General features: G+C 58.5%; 19 protein-coding genes. 9 read left to right on the top strand and 10 right to left on the bottom strand.

From position 1 onward, the window contains the following. The first annotated feature begins 232 nt into the window (after positions 1-232). The gene (locus ACA072_RS09830; protein WP_497624126.1) at positions 233-1,210 is read left to right on the top strand and encodes a glycosyl hydrolase family 5; all 978 of its coding nucleotides are present in this window, start codon (positions 233-235) and stop codon (positions 1,208-1,210) included. Positions 1,211-1,221: 11 nt separating this feature from the next. On the opposite strand, the gene ACA072_RS09825 is transcribed toward ACA072_RS09830, so the two are convergent. Next, complete coding sequence (locus ACA072_RS09825; RefSeq protein ID WP_497624964.1) at positions 1,222-1,575, bottom strand: hypothetical protein; 354 nt, start codon at positions 1,573-1,575, stop codon at positions 1,222-1,224. A 370-nt stretch (positions 1,576-1,945) separates the two neighbouring features. Between ACA072_RS09825 and tal the strand changes: the two genes are divergently transcribed. Next, entirely contained in the window at positions 1,946-2,872 is a 927-nt protein-coding gene (tal, locus tag ACA072_RS09820) for a transaldolase (protein ID WP_109629027.1), read from the top strand. Between the two features lie 187 nt (positions 2,873-3,059). On the opposite strand, the gene rssC is transcribed toward tal, so the two are convergent. Together rssC and rssB are read right to left on the bottom strand one after the other, a co-directional pair. Further along, positions 3,060-3,542, bottom strand: a complete 483-nt coding sequence (gene rssC, locus ACA072_RS09815; protein ID WP_007935262.1) for an anti-sigma factor antagonist RssC — start codon at positions 3,540-3,542, stop codon at positions 3,060-3,062. Beyond that, positions 3,542-4,723 carry a two-component system response regulator RssB gene (rssB, locus tag ACA072_RS09810; RefSeq protein ID WP_010456296.1) on the bottom strand — a complete coding sequence of 394 codons (1,182 nt, stop codon included), beginning with the start codon at positions 4,721-4,723 and terminating at the stop codon, positions 3,542-3,544. The genes rssC and rssB overlap by 1 nt, the downstream gene beginning before the upstream one ends. Positions 4,724-4,999: 276 nt before the next feature. Between rssB and ACA072_RS09805 the strand changes: the two genes are divergently transcribed. Beyond that, a complete protein-coding gene (locus tag ACA072_RS09805) occupies positions 5,000-5,299 on the top strand; it encodes a PilZ domain-containing protein (protein ID WP_497624125.1) in 300 nt (99 codons plus the stop codon). Positions 5,300-5,360: 61 nt separating this feature from the next. On the opposite strand, the gene ACA072_RS09800 is transcribed toward ACA072_RS09805, so the two are convergent. Continuing rightward, positions 5,361-6,050, bottom strand: a complete 690-nt coding sequence (locus ACA072_RS09800; protein ID WP_497624124.1) for an MlaA family lipoprotein — start codon at positions 6,048-6,050, stop codon at positions 5,361-5,363. 200 nt (positions 6,051-6,250) lie between these two features. Here ACA072_RS09800 and pcrP point away from each other — a divergent pair, with 200 nt between their 5' ends. Then, a complete protein-coding gene (gene pcrP / locus ACA072_RS09795; RefSeq protein WP_497624123.1) occupies positions 6,251-6,871 on the top strand; it encodes an HAD superfamily inactivated hydrolase PcrP in 621 nt (206 codons plus the stop codon). A 109-nt stretch (positions 6,872-6,980) separates the two neighbouring features. After that, positions 6,981-7,244, top strand: a complete 264-nt coding sequence (locus ACA072_RS09790; protein WP_438661901.1) for a DUF4404 family protein — start codon at positions 6,981-6,983, stop codon at positions 7,242-7,244. A gap of 171 nt (positions 7,245-7,415) precedes the next feature. On the opposite strand, the gene queF is transcribed toward ACA072_RS09790, so the two are convergent. Next, positions 7,416-8,246, bottom strand: coding sequence for an NADPH-dependent 7-cyano-7-deazaguanine reductase QueF (gene queF, locus ACA072_RS09785; RefSeq protein WP_497624122.1), 831 nt, complete (start codon positions 8,244-8,246; stop codon positions 7,416-7,418). A gap of 61 nt (positions 8,247-8,307) precedes the next feature. Next, positions 8,308-8,832, bottom strand: a complete 525-nt coding sequence (copI, locus tag ACA072_RS09780) for a copper-resistant cuproprotein CopI (protein WP_497624121.1) — start codon at positions 8,830-8,832, stop codon at positions 8,308-8,310. A gap of 155 nt (positions 8,833-8,987) precedes the next feature. Here copI and ACA072_RS09775 point away from each other — a divergent pair, with 155 nt between their 5' ends. Next, complete coding sequence (locus ACA072_RS09775; RefSeq protein WP_497624120.1) at positions 8,988-9,668, top strand: heavy metal response regulator transcription factor; 681 nt, start codon at positions 8,988-8,990, stop codon at positions 9,666-9,668. Next, positions 9,668-11,017, top strand: a complete 1,350-nt coding sequence (locus ACA072_RS09770) for a heavy metal sensor histidine kinase (RefSeq protein WP_497624119.1) — start codon at positions 9,668-9,670, stop codon at positions 11,015-11,017. Before ACA072_RS09775 ends, ACA072_RS09770 begins: the two co-directional genes overlap by 1 nt. Positions 11,018-11,186: 169 nt before the next feature. On the opposite strand, the gene ACA072_RS09765 is transcribed toward ACA072_RS09770, so the two are convergent. The 3 genes from ACA072_RS09765 to ACA072_RS09755 all read right to left on the bottom strand — a co-directional run bounded on the left by ACA072_RS09765 (position 11,187) and on the right by ACA072_RS09755 (position 14,438). Next, positions 11,187-12,431 (bottom strand): lipoprotein-releasing ABC transporter permease subunit, encoded by a 1,245-nt coding sequence (locus ACA072_RS09765; protein ID WP_497624118.1) that lies wholly within the window; start codon positions 12,429-12,431, stop codon positions 11,187-11,189. A gap of 65 nt (positions 12,432-12,496) precedes the next feature. Beyond that, entirely contained in the window at positions 12,497-13,180 is a 684-nt protein-coding gene (lolD, locus tag ACA072_RS09760) for a lipoprotein-releasing ABC transporter ATP-binding protein LolD (protein ID WP_178082290.1), read from the bottom strand. A gap of 7 nt (positions 13,181-13,187) precedes the next feature. Next, complete coding sequence (locus tag ACA072_RS09755; protein ID WP_497624117.1) at positions 13,188-14,438, bottom strand: lipoprotein-releasing ABC transporter permease subunit; 1,251 nt, start codon at positions 14,436-14,438, stop codon at positions 13,188-13,190. Positions 14,439-14,532: 94 nt separating this feature from the next. On the opposite strand from ACA072_RS09755, the gene ACA072_RS09750 reads away from it, so the two are divergent. Beyond that, complete coding sequence (locus ACA072_RS09750; RefSeq protein ID WP_497624116.1) at positions 14,533-15,111, top strand: PilZ domain-containing protein; 579 nt, start codon at positions 14,533-14,535, stop codon at positions 15,109-15,111. A 14-nt stretch (positions 15,112-15,125) separates the two neighbouring features. After that, on the top strand, positions 15,126-15,848 hold the full coding sequence (locus tag ACA072_RS09745) for a glycerophosphodiester phosphodiesterase (protein ID WP_010456321.1): 723 nt from the start codon (positions 15,126-15,128) through the stop codon (positions 15,846-15,848). Between the two features lie 42 nt (positions 15,849-15,890). On the opposite strand, the gene sthA is transcribed toward ACA072_RS09745, so the two are convergent. Further along, on the bottom strand, positions 15,891-17,285 hold the full coding sequence (sthA, locus tag ACA072_RS09740; protein WP_007907752.1) for a Si-specific NAD(P)(+) transhydrogenase: 1,395 nt from the start codon (positions 17,283-17,285) through the stop codon (positions 15,891-15,893). Between the last annotated feature and the right edge of the window lie 45 nt (positions 17,286-17,330).

The raw sequence follows: 17,330 nt of genomic DNA, 5'->3' as shown, positions 1-17,330 counted from the left end.
CACTCAGAGAGGGATCCATATTGAAAATACTTTCGTATTAAATACCACGACACATAAAAAACGCCCAACCGGAAAGCCGGACCATAAATAACACTCACCATCGGGAAGTTATTTATCCGACCAATATTAACAATGGGTGCAGGGACTCGCCGATTAATGATATCGCTGTAGTTACCGACTAATACTTTTTTACCCTGTCCCATGCCCGGGACGACAACAGGAATTCCCCGTTATGCCCTTCACGCGTTTCCGACTGATTGCCACTTCAACGCTATTTATACTGGGCACCTTCAGCCACGTTCACGCCAGCCAGGCTTTTTCAGCGCTGGCGCAGGACAACAAGACAATAGGCGTCCAAGTGAAGATTCAGAATTTCTCCGCCTCCGACGCCCAGCAGATAAAAGCCTCAGGGTTCGGATTCGTGCGCTTTGGCGTATGGACCAACAGCCTGGGAAACCCGGCATATCAACACCAGATCAATGAAGCCTTTGCCGCCGCCAAATCCGCCGAGTTGCCGGTATTGATGACCGTTCGTTCGACCAAAGCGTTAACCCACAAAGCGCAAAACAGTGGCAGTGATCTCGCCGCTGCGGGAGATTCCTTCGCGAAGTCGGTCCTCAGCCTGGAAAACACCTACAGCACGCAGCTTGTTGCCATTGAAATATGGAATGAACCGGACTTGCCAAAATACTGGCCTACCCAGGATTTTGAAGTCACGTTTGTACCTTTCATGAGCGCAGTGTGCAACGCGTTACAACACCGGGATCACTCAACCCCAGTGATCGGGTTTGGATTCGCGAAGGCGCCCACCAAAGACTCCAAGGCGACCGTCGCACTGGCTAAAATCCTGAAGGATTATCCGCAATGCCTCAGTGCTGTTTCCTACCATCCCTATGGCATGTCGGGCACCGAGATCAGCCGTACTCAAGCGTTTATCCTTGATAACTTCCATGTACCCGGGGTCATTACCGAATGGGGCGTGCCATCCCTCAGTTCCATCGGAGGCACTGCCGGACAAGCGTCACGTATCACAAGATTCATCTCGGACGTCAAAAAACTGAATATTCCGCTGACCTCCCTTTACGAGTGGAAAAACAGCGACTCTGGCAGTAATGATCGCGAGAGAAGTTTCGGATTGAAGTCATCTGATGGAACATCAAAACCTGCAGAAACAGCCGTGAAGATGTTATTAAAGTCGCCTGTTGAATAACACCGCCCTGCTTAAATCCGGTGTCTATTCAACAACTGCGCATAACTCGCAGCCTCCATGGCCAGCGACTCCTCCACCAGCACTTCGAACAATACGGCTTGCGCTTCGAGGCGCAGGTCATGTTTGAACTTCCTGGATTCACTCATTTGCTTCATCAACACGCCAGTCACTTGCCGGGGCAGGCTGTGTTTCACTCGTTTCAACCAACCGGGGATTTTCTTTGCAGCTTTCACCCTGCCCATCTCCACCAGACCATTCAAATTGTCCGGGTGGTTTTTCTTTGAAGCAGCCAACAACTCTTCAAACACGCTGGTCAACTTTTTCAAGGCATAACCGAGAATAAGATCATCGAAGGCCTCCACCATGGCGGACACCCGTTCCTCCTGTGAAATCATCTTCCCATCCGACACCTACATTTATCCGCGCCACATTACACGCCATTCGAGCAGCTCTTTTTGACATCTTATAACGTCTGAACTTGACCCTTTTTAACGCTCGTTGGCACCCGGATGCAGGTATGGCAGCGCAGGCGCAGGTATTGCCCGAGAGCCGTCAACGGTCAGTTGCTTTGAACCTGCGCCTCGTTTTGGCATCGTATTTACCGATACCCGCGCCCCGCCTTTCAAACATCCGTTTCGCGGTTGTTGCCTACGGGGCCACCGATACGTACATGCGCCCTTGAGTGGCTGTCAGCGCTCGGGTAATGTCATTAGACCCATAGGACAGAGCACGCCCATGACTTCCAAGCTGGAACAACTCAAACAAATGACCACCGTCGTTGCCGACACCGGCGACTTCGAAGCTATCGCTCGCGTAAAACCCGTCGACGCTACCACCAACCCTTCCCTGCTGCTGAAAGCGGCGGCCATTCCTGGTTATGCCGAGTTGCTGAACGCCTGCGTTCACGACTGCAAGGGCGATGTAGGCCTGGCCAGCGACCGTTTTGGCGTGGCGGTGGGGCAAGAGATTCTGAAAGTTGTACCGGGCCGCATTTCCACCGAAGTGGATGCGCGCCTTTCGTTCGACACTGACGCCGTATTGAAGCGTGCGCACCGTTTGATCGAGCTGTACGACAAGGCTGGCATTGGCCGCGATCGCGTGTTGATCAAGATCGCCTCCACCTGGGAAGGCATTCGCGCTGCCGAGAAGCTGGAAAAAGAAGGCATTCAGACCAACCTGACGCTGCTGTTCTCGTTTGCTCAGGCAGCGGCATGTGCTGACGCTGGCGTGTTCCTGATTTCGCCATTCGTAGGCCGCATCTACGACTGGTACAAGAAAGCCAACGGCAACGACTACACCGGCGCGGATGATCCGGGCGTGCAGTCCGTCACGCGCATCTACAACTACTACAAGGCCAATGATTACAAGACCGTGGTCATGGGGGCGAGCTTCCGCAACCTGAATCAGATCGAGCAGTTGGCCGGGTGTGATCGCCTGACCATCAGCCCGGACCTGCTGGAGAAGCTGGCGGCGGACACTGGCAAGCTGGAGCGCAAATTGGCCCCGGGTCATGCGGGTGAAGCGCGCTTGAGCCTGAATGAAGCGCAGTTCCGTTGGTTGTCCAACGAAGATGCGATGGCGACCGAGAAACTGGCTGAGGGTATTCGTCAGTTCGCTCGCGACCAGGAAAAGCTCGAGGCACTGCTGCAAGCCAAGCTCTGATTCAGTAAGAGCAAATGCAAAAAGGGCGAACCCTTACAGGTTCGCCCTTTTTTTTGCTTTGAATCCCGACATTGCGAGCTGTACACAGAACCCGTGTAGGAGCGGGCTTGCTCGCGAAAGCGTTGTGTCAGTCGATACAAGAACTCTTGAAGACCGCTTTCGCGAGCAAGCCCGCTCCCACAAGGGATCAGTGCCGCTCTAAAGCATTCACCAGATCATGAAACGCTTCACGATTGGAGTCATTCAGGCCCATGAGGATTTTGTGTGCCTCGAGCACTTTGATCCGCACCACTTCCTCGGACTGATCCTGGTCAGGCAGGTCAGTCAGGCACTCAGGGCACGGGATCGGGCGGTCAACGATGTTGAACACTTGCTCAAAGCCCATGGACTGCAGCAGACGGGTGATGTCTTCGTGGGTGGTGACGACGGTCGGCAGCAGGCCGACCTTCTGCCGCGACAGGATCGACAGTTTGGCCAGCAGGCCAAGGGTGGTGCTGTCGATGCTGCGGGTTTCGGTCAGGTCGATCACGATCGCGTTGAAGTTCAACGCGGTGAAGATCCGCTCAATAGTCGCATCCAACGCCGAACACAGGGTCAGGCGAACTTCACCGACGAACTTCAGGACGAAGGTGCCATCCTGCTCGGCGAACTGGATTCTACCGGTACTCATTAAAGATTCCTGCTCAACACCAACAGGGCGATATCATCCGGCATCTCCCCTAGCGTGGCCAATCCAAAAACCTGCCGCAGACCATCCAGGCTGCCGCCCGCTGCCTTGACCCGTTGGGGCAAAGCCGCTTCTTTTTCTTTGAGTGTAGGTTCTGGCAAAAGGTCCAGAATGCCATCGGACATCAGCGTCAGGCTGAACGTCGGCGGCAGCTCCAGCACGTGGTCTTCATAGGTGGCTTCATTAAAGAGGCCCACCGGCAGACCACGCCCTTCCAGATAACGAACACTGTCTGGCGTGTACAACACAGGCAACGGCAAATGACCACCGATGCTATAGGTCAACAAACCTGTCTCCTCGTCGATGACTCCACCGACCATTGTGACGTGTTTACCCAGCTTACAACTGATCAGGCCCCGGTTGATATGACCAAGGACCTCTGAAGGCTTGAATTCCGGCAATGTACCGCTGCGCTTGGATTCGAACAGCAAGCGCGTGGTCATGAATTTCAGCAGCACGGTGACGAAGGCTGACGAGGCGCCATGACCGGAAACGTCCGCCAGGTAGAAGGCGACCCGACGCTCGTCGACCCGAAAGTAGTCAACGAAATCACCCGACAGGTACAGCGACGGGATGATCTGGTGGGCAAACTGGAACTCGTCGATGGTCCAGGGGCTGACCGGCAGCATATTCATCTGCACCTGGCGACCGGCGTTCTGGTCTTCCTGGAGCAGGTTCAGGCTGGCGGCGAGCTCGCGGTTGGCTTTTTCCAGCTTCTCGCGGTAGCGCTGGTTTTCCAGCAGCAGGCGCGCGCGATCCAGGGCTCGACGCACTGAGTGCTCGAGCACAGCCAGATCTTCGAGAGGCTTGATCAGGTAATCCGCCGCACCCAGGCGCAAGGCCTCGACCGCGTCGTTCATCACGCCGGCACCCGAAACCACAATCACCGGGGTTTGCGGCGACAGCTCGGTGACCTGGCGAATGAGTTCGAGTCCGCCCATCTGCGGCATGCGCAGATCGCAGATGACCAAGTCGGGCTTGTCTTGCTCGAATACCTGAAGACCCTGCTGGCCATTGCTGGCCTGCAGGACACTGAAACCACTGTCTTCCAAGTAGGCCGCGAGGCTCGCGCGCACTACTTCGTCATCATCGATTATCAGCAGCGTGGCACTGGTTTTTGGCATGTGGGCAAACGGCGCCAGAATTAGGTTGGCGTAGCAGGCACGGGGTTTATCCCGGCTCACACTACTGGATTCGCTTTCTAGCCACTCTGTCGCACTGTTATCGGGCATTTGCCCTACACACAAGTACACCAGAGGTGCCCTTCTAAGGCGCAGACGGTACTCCCATCCGCGGGGCGTTTCAAGCTCACGCCGATGGTCGCTTGACGTCTTTACTTGTCAAATCACCGGGAGTTATAAGAACAGGCAAATCCGTAACCCAATTGAAGGATGAAGCCCATGAGCCAAACCGATCGGGACTACAGCGAAAAGCGCGATTTCATCCGCATGCGGGTCGATGCGGATGTGTCGCTGATTCACGAAGGCGATGAGGTGCCAGCCGTCTGCATCGACCTTTCCAGCAGTGGCATGCAGGTCGAGGCGCCCCGCCTGTTCAAGGTCGGTGACCAAATCAGCGTGCGCATCGATTCCGATCATTCAGCGCTCAAAGGGCTTGAAGCCGACACCGAAGTGGTCTGGGTGAAGGAACAGGATGGTGGTAGTCAGAAACTCGGACTTACAATCTTAAAGATGAAATAGGCCCGGATCCAAACGAAAGAAGGCGGCCGATTGGCCGCCTTCTTCATTTGATCGGTCGAGATCAAAAATCGTCTTCGACCTGGCCGTCCTTGACTTTAAACTCGCGGTTCTGCAAGTACGCATTGCGGATGAAGGTGTATTTGTCGCCGCTGATCAGCTTCTCGCTCGACAGCAAGCTTGCGCGGGTATCGACGATGTTCAGGCCGAAGATCGAGTTACGCACCGGCACATCGTGGATATAGCGGTACGGGCCGGTGTAGCCGTCGACGTACTTGGAAGGTGCATCGCGCAACGTGCTTGGACCCAACAGCGGCAGCATCACATACGGGCCGCTGCCCACGCCCCAGTAACCGAGCGTCTGACCGAAGTCTTCGTCGCTACGATTCAGGCCCATCTTAGTGCCGACATCGAAGAAGCCCAGCAAGCCGAAAGTGGTGTTGAAGATCAGGCGCGCCGTGTCTACGCCCGCTGCAGCAGGTTTGACCTGCAAGACGTTGTTGGCAAGGTTGGTGACATCACCGACGTTGCGGAACATGTTGTGAATGCCGTCTTCCAGAAACTGCGGCGTCACGAACTCATAGCCCTGAGCGATTGGCTTCAGGGCGTAAGTGTCGACGAAGTCGTTGAACTGGAAGATAGGACGGTTGACGCTTTCCCAAGGGTCGTCTTCCGTGGCAGCCTGGGCTGCGAACGGAACCAGCAACACGCTGGCACACACACAAAGCTGAGCTAGACGATTGCTCCAGCGCATAGAAAACTCCTTGGATTGTACTGGCATGGGCGCTTGGCCCAGGCGATAAGCTGGCTAGTATAAGACGGAAAAGCCGGTTTGGGGCAGCCGCGCGCGCGATGCCCTACGGAACATTCACCCTGACTGAACGCGTTTAACATCAGTGTCACTCAACTGTCACCGGCAGCGCATAGCCTTGTCGCTATTTCAGGGACGTTGATATGCCACGCGCCGAAGCCTTGCCCCTCGCTGCACACAGCCTGACCGCCGTACTGTTCGGGCTCAGTGGTTGCCTGGTGGATTTCGGCGCCCGGATGCGCCAGAACGATGCTCACACGATCGAACACGCCGAGTTCACACCCGGCGCGCTGGACAGTCTGAACAGCTTGCAGCGCCTGCAGATTCCTTGCGCCTGGCTCGACGAGTTGCCCCCTGCCCTCAGCCATTCCCTCGCCGGCGCGATGCCTACGTGGATCAAACCTTCGCAACACCCCGCAACAATCAATCCATGGCCGGCCCCGAACGCATGCTGGCAAGCCTTGATGGCCTTGAACGTCGAACAGCTGGACGGTTGTGTGCTGGTCAGCGGCGAACCGCGATTGCTGCAATCGGGACTGAATGCCGGGCTGTGGACGATCGGCCTGGCGTCCTGCGGCTCGCTCTGCGGGTTGGCGCCCGGCGAATGGCAGGCCTTAAGCCAAAAGGAGCGCGAACACCTGCGCGCAAAAGCGACCGTGCAGCTGTTCAGTCTCGGCGTGCATTCGGTGATCGATCACTTGGGCGAACTCGATACCTGCCTGGCCGACATCAGCCTGCGTCGACTCAAGGGCGAAAAGCCCTGACCGAGATCATGCAGGTTCAGCTGGAGTGGATTAATCTAAAGGCAAGCCATAGACCTTTGGCTCACTGCTGCGGTCTATGCCAGTGCCTATCGATAAAAGGAAGAACGCCATGCCTGCCCGCGAACTGCAACAACAACTCAATACTCTGCGCGAGCAATTGGAACAGAATCCGCCGCTGACGGAAGCCGAGCGCGAAGACCTGCACGCGCTGATGCAACAGATCGAACTTGAGCTCGAGCTCGAGACCAAAACCCAGGACTCCAGCCTCTCCGACAACGTGAACCTGGCCGTCGAGCGATTCGAAATCGAACACCCTACCCTCGCCGGCACCTTGCGCAACATCGTGCAAGCCTTGGGCAACATGGGGATCTGAACCCGCCTGATGCAAAAAAGCCCTGCTATCGCTAGCGGGGCTTTTTCATATCCGGGATGTGCAATGCAATCCCTGTGGGAGTGAGCCTGCTCGCGATGGCTGAGTGTCAGGCGACATCTATGTTGGATGAGCCATCGCCATCGCGAGCAGGCTCGCTCCCACATTAGATCTTTATTGACGGACCAAGCGGTAGTTTGCCAGTTGAACGGTTTCAGTACTGCGATACGGGTTGATGTCCAACCCACCGCGCCGCACGTACCGTGCATAGACCGTCAATTTCTCCGGCTTCAGCAATCGCTGCAAGTCGAGGAAAATCCGCTCCACGCACTGTTCATGGAAGTCCGAGTGCTGACGGAAACTCACGATGTATTCCAGCAGACTCGCGTGATCCAGCGCCGCCCCACGGTATTCCACCGCCACGCTGCCCCAGTCCGGCTGGCTGGTGACCGGGCAGTTGGATTTGAGTAAATGACTGTGCACGCTCTCTTCCACAATGCGCGAATCGTCGCAACGCAGCAGCTCCGGGCGCGGATGCTCATAGTTGCTGACGCTGATTTCCAGGTCATCGATGCACACGCCCGGCAACGCCACGACGCCTTCGGCTTCAACCTCCTTTAGGCTGCGAATCCGAACGCCAACCGGCCTGCCGGCTGCGGCCGAGAGGTCTTTCACCAGGGTCGCTTCAAGGGTCGCGGTGTCGGCAAACGGCGTCTGGTTCAACGAGTTCAGGTACAGCTTGAACGACTTCGATTCGATGATGTTCGGCGAATCCGCCGGGATGCTGAATTCGCCAATCGCCACCACCGGCTTGCCCGATGGCAACAGCCACGACAGCTCGAAGCAGTTCCAGAAGTCCACGCCCTTATAAGGCAGGGTCTCGGCCGTCAGGCCCAACTCCGCCCACTTCGCGGTACGCGGGATCGGGAACAGCAGGGACGGCGTATAGGTGGCGATGTATTCGCTGGATTTGCCCAGCGGCGAGTGTTCGGCTGCGGGATGCATGGCGGAAACCTGACTGAAGAATCAGCGGATTCTACCAGCCTTTGCGCCCGCCTTTGAGTGCTTACTGACTGACAGTCAGTTTACCGACCATGCCCGCCTGGTAGTGGCCGGGAATATTGCAGGCAAATTCCAGGTTGGTGGCCTTGGTGAAGGTCCAGATCAGCTCCGCGGTTTTGCCCGGCTCGACGAGGACACTGTTCGGGTCATCGTGCTTCATCATGCCGTGATCCATGCCGGCCATCGAACCGTGGTCCATTTCCTTCATGCCTGTAGACGTGAGCATGCCGCTCTGCTGCATCTTCAACATTTCCTGTTGATGCCGGGCATGCATCGCCGCGTCGCCGAGGTTGAATTCGTGCAGCAGCTGACCTTTATTCACCAGCACAAAACGAACCGTCTCACCCGCCTTGATATCGATTGCCTTTGGCGTGAACGACATGTCGCCCATCACGACCTCGACACTGCGGGTCGCTTTGGCCGCCGGCGCCGGTTGACCGAAATCGTAGGTATGTGCCGGCGATGCCCACACCGGCGAGCTCAGTGCTAACAAACAGGCGGCCAGCACCCAAGGTTTGCGCAAAAACATAGTCGTGCTCCAACAAGATAAGGTTCAGCCTGTGGAAAACTCTAAACTGTCACCACTGCCCGCAACCTGACAGCCAGATTACAACTTTGTCAGGTTGAGCTGTATCAACCCTGCCCACGGTATAAAGCGTTCGTTCCATTTGCCTCGAGTTGCCCATGAAGCTGCTGATCGTCGAAGACCAACCGAAAACCGGCCACTACTTGCGCCAGGGCTTGACCGAGGCCGGTTTCACCACCGAGCTGGCGGCCGACGGCAACACCGGGCAACAACTGGCGCTGAGTGGCGATTACGCGCTGTTGATCCTTGATGTGATGCTGCCCGGCCGCGATGGCTGGCAAATTCTGCAAGCTGTGCGCGGTGCCGGCCTCGATATGCCGGTACTTTTCCTGACGGCCCGAGATGCCGTGGAGGACAGAGTCCACGGTCTCGAACTGGGTGCCGATGATTACCTGGTCAAGCCGTTCGCCTTCTCTGAATTACTGGCGCGGGTCCGCAGCCTGTTACGACGCGGCAGCACTTCGCCTCAGGAAACCAGCTTGCAACTGGCCGACTTGCGCCTGGATTTGATCCGCCGCCGGGTGGAACGCGGTGGTCTGCGCATCGACCTGACCGCCAAAGAGTTCGCACTGCTGGAAATGCTCTTGCGGCGCCAGGGTGAAGTCCTGCCCAAATCGCTGATCGCCTCCCAGGTCTGGGACATGAATTTCGACAGTGACACCAATGTCATTGAAGTTGCGATCCGCCGTTTGCGCCTGAAGGTCGACGATGAATTCCCCAACAAGCTGATTCATACCGTGCGCGGCATGGGTTATGTCCTTGAAGAGCGCCCCGCCTGATGCGTCGACTTTCGCTGAGCAGTCGCCTGGCGCTGCTGTTTGCGGCCTGTACCGCCGTGGTTTCATTGCTTGCAGGGGTGTTGTTCAGTCGTGCCAGCGAGGCGCACTTCATCGAGCTCGATCAGCAACTGCTGGACGGTAAATTGATAGGTTTGCGCCGCGCGCTGCATGACGTTCAGTCGAGTGAAAGCGAAGTCAGGCTGACGGATGAGCTGAGCCAACAAGCGGATCTGTCACTGCGAATCACCGGCAGCGATGGCCAGCGCTGGTATGACAGCTCGACTCGCCTGCCGGAAAAGCTGCCACAAAAACCGGGCTTGTCCACGCTGAACGACGACGACACCGATTATCGCGTGCTGAATGCACCGTTGTTTGTCGACCGGCCCGATTCACCGCAACTGACCTTGCTGCTGGACATCACCCACCACCAGCACTTTCTGCAACGCATGCAGCGCCTGATCTGGTTGACCGTCGGTTTGTCCGCCCTGGCCACCGCGTTACTCGGTGCGTGGGCGGCCCGCAGTGGCTTGCGTCCTCTGCGGCGCATGAGCGCGATTGCCAGCGGCGTGTCGGCACAATCGCTCAATGCCCGGCTGCCTGAAGAGAACATGCCGTCGGAACTCACCGAATTGGCCCACAGCTTCAACGCCATGCTCGGACGCCTGGACGACTCGTTTCAACGGCTCTCGGCCTTCTCTGCCGACATTGCCCATGAACTGCGCACGCCACTGTCGAACCTGCTGACCCACACCCAGGTCACCCTCACCCGCCCCCGGCCGATCGAGGATTACCGCGAAGCGCTGCACAGCAACCTCGAAGAGCTGCAATGGATGGCGCAACTGGTCAACGACATGCTGTACCTGGCCAAGGCTGACCACGGATTGCTGACGCCCAAGCGCGAATCCCTGGAACTGGCAGAAGAAGCGGATGTGTTACTGGATTTTTTTGCACCGTTGGCTGAAGACGCCCGGGTGACGTTGAGCCGTGAGGGAAGCGCGCGGATGGAAGGTGACCGCAATATGTTGCGTCGGGCGCTTTCCAATTTACTGGATAACGCGTTGCGGTTTACGCCTGCTGATGGAGAGGTGCGGGTGCGGATTGTTGATCAGGTGAAAGGCTTGAGTTTGACGGTCGAGAACAGTGGCGAAGGCATTGACGCTATGTTGTTGCCGCGATTGTTTGACCGGTTTTACCGGGCTGATCCGGCGCGTCAGGAGGGCAGCAGTGAGCATGCGGGGTTGGGACTGGCGATTACCCAGTCGATCATCCGTGCCCATGGCGGGCAGATTCGTTGTGAATCGGAGAGTGGTTGGACGCGGTTTGTGATTGAGTTGCCTAAGGGGGATTGAGGCCAGCAGGTCTGGCCCCTTCGCGAGCAAGTCGAATCGTCGCACCGCCGCTCCCACAGGTGACCGGGTTGAATCACACATTCGTGAACGACTCAGATCAAATGTGGGAGCGGCGGTGCGACGATTCGACTTGCTCCGGGCGGCGTTCCGACGAAAGCGGTGTAACGGCTTACGAATACCGCAACGCGTGAGCCGGCTCGATCTTCGCCGCCCGCCAAGCCGGGTAAACCGTGGCCAGGAAGCTCAAGACGAACCCCGCCGAGCAGATCAACAACACATCCCCGCCCTGCAATTCCGAAGGCAAGTTACTGACGAAATACACGTCGGAACTGAAGATGTGCTGGCCACTGACCCGCTCCATCCAGCCCACCAGCTCACTGACGTTCAGCGCGGCAATCACGCCGAGCACACCGCCGATCAAAGTGCCGACAATCCCGATTACAGTGCCCTGCACCATGAAGATCGCCATGATCTGTCGAGGCGTGGCGCCGATGGTGCGCAGGATCGCGATGTCCGCGCCCTTGTCGTTCACCACCATGATCAACGTTGCGATGATGTTGAACGCCGCCACGGCGACGATCATCAGCAACAGCAGGCCGATCATGGTTTTTTCCATCTTCATCGCGCTGAACAGACTGCCCTGAGTGTGGGTCCAGTCGTCAGCCTTGTAAGCCGTGCCCAGCCCGCCAGCAATATCGCTGGAGACCTTCGGCGCGGCGTACAAATCCTTCACCGCCAAACGCACGCTCTGCACCTGATTCGGTGCCCAATGCTGCATCTGCGCGGCGTCGGCGACGTGGATCAGCGCCATCGAGCCATCCAGCTCGGCGCCAACCTTGAACACGCCGACCACGTTCAGCCGCTGCATGCGCGGGGTAATGCCGCCCGGTGCGCTGCTGACTTCCGGCACGATCAGGGTGATCTTGTCGCCGACATTCAAGCGGAAACGCCGCGCCGTGATCTCGCCGATCACCACGCCGAACTCGCCCGGCTTCAAGGCATCGAGACGGCCCTGAACGATGTGCTGGGCGACGATGGACACCTTGCCTTCCTGCGCCGGATCGACGCCGCTGACCTGGATCGGCTGCATCGTGCCTTTATAGGAGAGCATGCCTTCCATCTCGGTGAACGGCACGGCGGCGGTCACTTCCGGGTTTTTCATCGCGGCGGCGGCCACGGGCTGCCAGTCGTCGATCGGGTTCACGCCGACGATGGTCGCGTGCGGCACCATGCCGAGGATGCGCGAGCTCATTTCGCGCTGGAAGCCGTTCATCACTGACAACACCACGATCATCGCCAGCACGCCGAGGGCGAGGCCGATCATCGAGGTCATCGAGATGAAGGAAACAAAGCGATTGCGGCGCTTGGCGCGGGTATAGCGCATGCCGATAAAGATCGATAGCGGTCTGAACATTCGCTGGGGCACCGTATAAAAATAAAAGACCCGAGGTACTGTTCAGTACGCCGGGTTTCGGTCAATCAGATGGGCGTCAGGCAACCTTCCTGCAAATGCAGGACGCGATCCATCTGGCGGGCCAGGTTCATGTCGTGAGTCACCACCAGGAACGCCGTGCGCATCGAAGTGCTGAGTTCCAGCATCAAATCCTGAATGCCCTGGGCGGTGTGGGAGTCGAGGTTGCCGGTCGGCTCATCGAGCATCACCAGCCCGGGCTTGTTCACCAGGGCGCGGGCGATGGCCACACGCTGACGTTCGCCGCCGGACAGTTCGGCCGGTTTGTGCTCCAGGCGATGGCCCAGCCCTACCCGCTCCAGCAACGCGGTCGCACGCTGACGCGCTTCCGGGATTGCGGTTTTGCCGATCAGCAGCGGCATGCAGACGTTTTCCAGCGCGGTGAACTCAGGCAACAAATGGTGGAACTGGTAGACGAAACCCAGCGACCGGTTGCGCAACAGGCCGCGATTCTTCTCGCTCAGGGCCGACAACTCTTCGCCGTCGAGCCAGACGCTGCCCTTGGTCGGCGTGTCGAGACCGCCCAACAGGTTGAGCAAGGTACTTTTGCCCGAGCCCGAGGTGCCGACAATCGCCACGCGCTCACCCGGATGCAGTTCCAGTTGCAGACCGGCCAGCACTTCGACCGACTCCGGGCCTTCCTCGTAGGATTTGCCCAGGTCGCGGCAGCTCAAGATTGCTTTATCACTCATACCCAACTCACTCATAACGTAGCGCCTCCGCAGGCTGGGTGCGCGCGGCACGCCAGGCTGGATACAGGGTGGCGAGGAAACTCAGGACCAACGCGGCGGCGCAGACCATCAACACGTCCTGGCTCTGCACTTGCGACGGCAGGTAATCGATGAAGTACACGTCGGCGTTGAGGAACTTGTGGCCGATCAGCCCTTCGAGGGCCGAGATAGCGGCGCTGACGTTCAGCGCGGCGAAAATCCCGACCACCGCGCCGATCAGCGTACCGATCACGCCAATGACCGTGCCCTGGACCATGAAGATGGCCATGATCTGCCCCGGCGTGGAGCCGAGGGTGCGCAGAATCGCGATATCGCCCTTCTTGTCGTTCACCACCATCACCAGTGTGGAAATGATGTTGAAGGCGGCGACGGCGACGATCAGCAGCAACAGCAGGCCGATCATGGCTTTTTCCATGCGGATCGCCTGATACAGGTTGCCGTGGGTCCGGGTCCAGTCGCGGGCGTAGTAATGGTCTTCGCCGAGTTGCTGGGCGATATTCCATGCTGTGCGCGGCGCCTGGAACAGGTCGTCGAACTTCAGGCGGATGCCTTGGACCTGATCCGGCTTCCAGCGATGCAGCTTCGCCAGATCCTGCAGGTTGGTCACGCCCAGATACCCGTCGATCTCACCCGCACCGACATGAAAGATGCCGACTACGGTAAAGCGTTTCATGCGCGGGAACATCCCGGCCGGGGTCACCGTGACTTCCGGCGCGACGAACGTCAGCTTGTCGCCGACCGCAGCGCCGAGCTTGGCGGCCGCCTTGTCACCGATGACGATACCGAAACTTCCCGGTGTGAGGTCGTCGAGTTTGCCCTGCTGCATGAAGTTATCAATGATCGAGACCTGGCGTTCCAGCGCAGGGTCGATGGCATTGAGCAGGACTTTGGAAACCTTGCCGTTGTTGGTCAGCAACCCCTGCATCTGGGTGAACGGCGCCACGGCCGTCACCTGCGGGTTCTGCTTGACCTTGGCGGCCAGGTTTTGCCAGTCGCTGATCGGCTCACCGGACTCGATGGTCGCGTGGGGCACCATGCCCAGCACGCGGGTGCGCATCTCATGATCGAAGCCGTTCATGACCGACAGCACGACGATCATCACGACCACGCCGAGGGCGAGTCCGATCATTGAAGTCAGGGAAATGAACGACACAAAATGATTGCGACGCTTTGCACGGGTATAACGCGTGCCAATAAATACGAAGAGAGGTCTGAACATGTCGGGGCTTGTTCGGAGGGAAAAGGAACGTCCTTGTGGCGGGGGTCGATAACCAGCTTTACACTCAGACCACCGCCGCTACCATGGGTTCGCCATGTCGACATTAGATGAAGAAGATCGCCGCGAATACTACCGTATCGAGGACACGATCGCACTGGAAATTCGGCCCCTGTCCGCTCCCGAAGCCGCAGGCCAGGAAGTGTTGCAGGATGCTTCCCCTCTGTTCAACTTGCTCAGCGAACTGCACCTGAGCGAATTCGAGTCGCAGCACCTGCTGCGCCAGATCAGCGAGCGCGACCGCAACCTCGCAGCGTTCCTGAAATCCCAGAACAAACGCATCGATCTGCTGAGCCAGGTGATCGCCATCACCGTGCTCGGGCAGATCGGCGAGCCGCAGCCGGTGATCATTTCCGAAGGCGGCATCGACTTCCAGTACCCGACGCCCATCGCCGTAGGCGCGCACCTGTCGGTCAAACTGGTGCTGATGCCGCAAGCCCTCGGCCTGTTGCTGCGGGCCAAGGTCACGCATTGCGATCGCAAGGCCGGCGCCTACGACGTCGGCACCGAGTTCGAATACCCGACCGATGCCCAGCGCCAATTGCTCGCCCGCTACATTTTGCAGAAGCAGGCCCAGGAACGACGTCTGGCCCGCGATAACGAATCAGGCATTTAAATTAAGGAAGAACCGTGACCCTCATCTACGGCCATCGCGGCGCCAAGGGCGAAGCACCGGAAAACACGCTGACCAGTTTTCAGCAATGCCTCAAGCACGGCGTACGCCGCTGCGAACTGGACCTGCACCTGTCCATGGACAACGAGTTAATGGTCATCCACGACCCGACGCTCAAGCGCACCACCGACCGACGCGGCAAGGTCGTCGAACACACGGCCGCCGAGCTGGTGACCTACGACGCGCGCAAGGGCGGTCCGGGCTGGATCAAGCCGTGCCCGATTCCGACACTGGAAGAGCTATTCGAGAAATGCGATTTCGAGCATTGGCAGCTGGAAGTCAAAAGCGCCTCACGCACTCGCGCCGCGACGACCGTGCTGGCGATTCGCGAAATGGCTCAGCGTTTCGGCCTGCTCGACAAGGTCACGATCACCTCAAGTTCACGTGAAGTATTGAAAGCCGCCCTGGACCTGGTGCCGGACGTGTCCCGCGGCCTGGTGGCCGAGTATGCGTGGCTCGACCCGCTGAAGGTCGCGCAGAGTTATGGCTGTGAGATTCTGGCGCTGAACTGGACCCTGTGTACGCCGGAACGCCTGCAGAAGGCGCAGCGTCAGGGGCTGCATGTGTCGGTGTGGACAGTCAACGAGCCCGCGCTGATGCGCAGACTCGCCGACTTCGGCGTTGACAGCCTGATTACAGACTTTCCCGGTTTGGCCAGCGCCACCCTCGAGAATTGCTGAAATCGGTCTCCCCGGCCGGCTCAGGCCACCGGCCGGAGCCGCTCAAAAAAGCCGGTTGAGGCCATCGTACGCCGCTACCCGATAGGCTTCGGCCATGGTCGGGTAGTTGAACGTCGTGTTGACGAAATACTTCAGCGTGTTCAATTCGCCCGGCTGGCTCATGATCGCCTGGCCAATGTGAACGATCTCCGACGCCTGATAACCGAAGCAGTGAACGCCCAGCACTTCCAGAGTCTCGCGGTGGAACAGGATTTTCAGCATGCCCTGAGGCTCGCCGGCAATCTGTGCACGCGCCATGCTCTTGAAGAACGCCTTGCCCACTTCGTACGGCACCTTGGCCTGGGTCAACTCCTGCTCGTTCTTGCCGATCGAGCTGATCTCCGGAATGGTGTAGATGCCGGTCGGCACGTCATTCACGAAGCGCCAGCTGTTGTTATCGACGATGCTGCCAGCGGCCGAACGACCCTGGTCATGCGCGGCACTGGCCAGGCTAGGCCAGCCGATCACGTCACCGGCACCGTAAATGTTCGGTACGCAGGTGCGGTAGGCTTCATCGACTTCGATCTGGCCACGGCTGTTGACCTTGACGCCGATGTTTTCCAGACCCAGTTGATCGGTGTTGCCGGTACGGCCGTTGCACCAGAGCAAGGCGTCGGCCTTGATCTTCTTGCCGGACTTGAGGTGCAGGATCACGCCGTTGTCCACGCCTTCGACGCGGTCGTAGTCTTCGTTGTGGCGAACCGTGATGTTGTTGTTGCTGAAGTGATAGCTCAGCGCCTGGGAAATTTCCGAGTCGAGGAAGCTCAGCAACTGACCGCGGTTGTCCACCAGCTCAACCAGTACACCCAGGCCACTGAAGATCGAGGCATATTCGCAACCGATCACGCCAGCGCCGTAAACGATGAGTTTGCGCGGGGTGTGGCCGAGGCTGAGGATGGTGTCGCTATCGTAGATACGCGGGTGATGGAAATCGATGTCCGCCGGGCGATAAGGACGCGAGCCGGTGGCGATGATGATGTGCTTGGCCACCAGTTTTTCGACCACGCCGTTGGCGCAGACCACTTCGATGGTTTGCTCGTCGGCGAAGCTGCCGGTGCCGAAGAACACGTCGACGCGGTTACGGGCGTAGTAGCCGGTGCGCGAGGCGACTTGTTTGGAAATGACTTTTTCGGCGCTTTTCAGCACGTCCGGGAACGAGAACCAGCGCGGCTCACCAATGGCCCGGAACATCGGGTTGGTGTTGAACTGCATGATCTGCCGGACCGAGTGACGCAGTGCCTTGGACGGGATGGTACCCAGGTGGGTGCAGTTGCCGCCGACCTGGCGACGGCTATCGACCATCGCCACCTTGCGCCCTGCTTTGGCGGCGTTCATTGCCGCGCCTTCTCCCGCCGGGCCGGAACCCAGTACCACCACGTCGTAGTTGTAGACAGCCATGCGTACTCCTCAGAACAGGCCGCGGCGCCCTCGGCACCTGCGGCT

This window comes from Pseudomonas sp. LBUM1656 (assembly GCF_059716065.1).
The sequence above is the reverse complement of the archived record's forward strand: the minus strand, read 5'-3'. Positions and strand labels throughout refer to the sequence as shown.

Bases quoted from the DNA above. Each gene is read 5' to 3' on its own strand.
- copI (WP_497624121.1), bottom strand. From the start codon at position 8,832: ATGTTTTTGCGCAAACCTTGGGTGCTGGCCGCCTGTTTGTTAGCACTG.
- ACA072_RS09825 (WP_497624964.1), bottom strand. From the start codon at position 1,575: ATGGTGGAGGCCTTCGATGATCTTATTCTCGGTTATGCCTTGAAAAAG.
- ACA072_RS09790 (WP_438661901.1), top strand. From the start codon at position 6,981: ATGCCTGCCCGCGAACTGCAACAACAACTCAATACTCTGCGCGAGCAA.
- pcrP (WP_497624123.1), top strand. From the start codon at position 6,251: ATGCCACGCGCCGAAGCCTTGCCCCTCGCTGCACACAGCCTGACCGCC.
- rssB (WP_010456296.1), bottom strand. From the start codon at position 4,723: ATGCCAAAAACCAGTGCCACGCTGCTGATAATCGATGATGACGAAGTA.
- ACA072_RS09750 (WP_497624116.1), top strand. From the start codon at position 14,533: ATGTCGACATTAGATGAAGAAGATCGCCGCGAATACTACCGTATCGAG.
- ACA072_RS09765 (WP_497624118.1), bottom strand. From the start codon at position 12,431: ATGTTCAGACCGCTATCGATCTTTATCGGCATGCGCTATACCCGCGCC.
- rssC (WP_007935262.1), bottom strand. From the start codon at position 3,542: ATGAGTACCGGTAGAATCCAGTTCGCCGAGCAGGATGGCACCTTCGTC.
- ACA072_RS09830 (WP_497624126.1), top strand. From the start codon at position 233: ATGCCCTTCACGCGTTTCCGACTGATTGCCACTTCAACGCTATTTATA.
- ACA072_RS09775 (WP_497624120.1), top strand. From the start codon at position 8,988: ATGAAGCTGCTGATCGTCGAAGACCAACCGAAAACCGGCCACTACTTG.
- sthA (WP_007907752.1), bottom strand. From the start codon at position 17,285: ATGGCTGTCTACAACTACGACGTGGTGGTACTGGGTTCCGGCCCGGCG.
- queF (WP_497624122.1), bottom strand. From the start codon at position 8,246: ATGCATCCCGCAGCCGAACACTCGCCGCTGGGCAAATCCAGCGAATAC.
- tal (WP_109629027.1), top strand. From the start codon at position 1,946: ATGACTTCCAAGCTGGAACAACTCAAACAAATGACCACCGTCGTTGCC.
- ACA072_RS09755 (WP_497624117.1), bottom strand. From the start codon at position 14,438: ATGTTCAGACCTCTCTTCGTATTTATTGGCACGCGTTATACCCGTGCA.
- ACA072_RS09805 (WP_497624125.1), top strand. From the start codon at position 5,000: ATGAGCCAAACCGATCGGGACTACAGCGAAAAGCGCGATTTCATCCGC.
- ACA072_RS09770 (WP_497624119.1), top strand. From the start codon at position 9,668: ATGCGTCGACTTTCGCTGAGCAGTCGCCTGGCGCTGCTGTTTGCGGCC.
- ACA072_RS09800 (WP_497624124.1), bottom strand. From the start codon at position 6,050: ATGCGCTGGAGCAATCGTCTAGCTCAGCTTTGTGTGTGTGCCAGCGTG.
- lolD (WP_178082290.1), bottom strand. From the start codon at position 13,180: ATGAGTGATAAAGCAATCTTGAGCTGCCGCGACCTGGGCAAATCCTAC.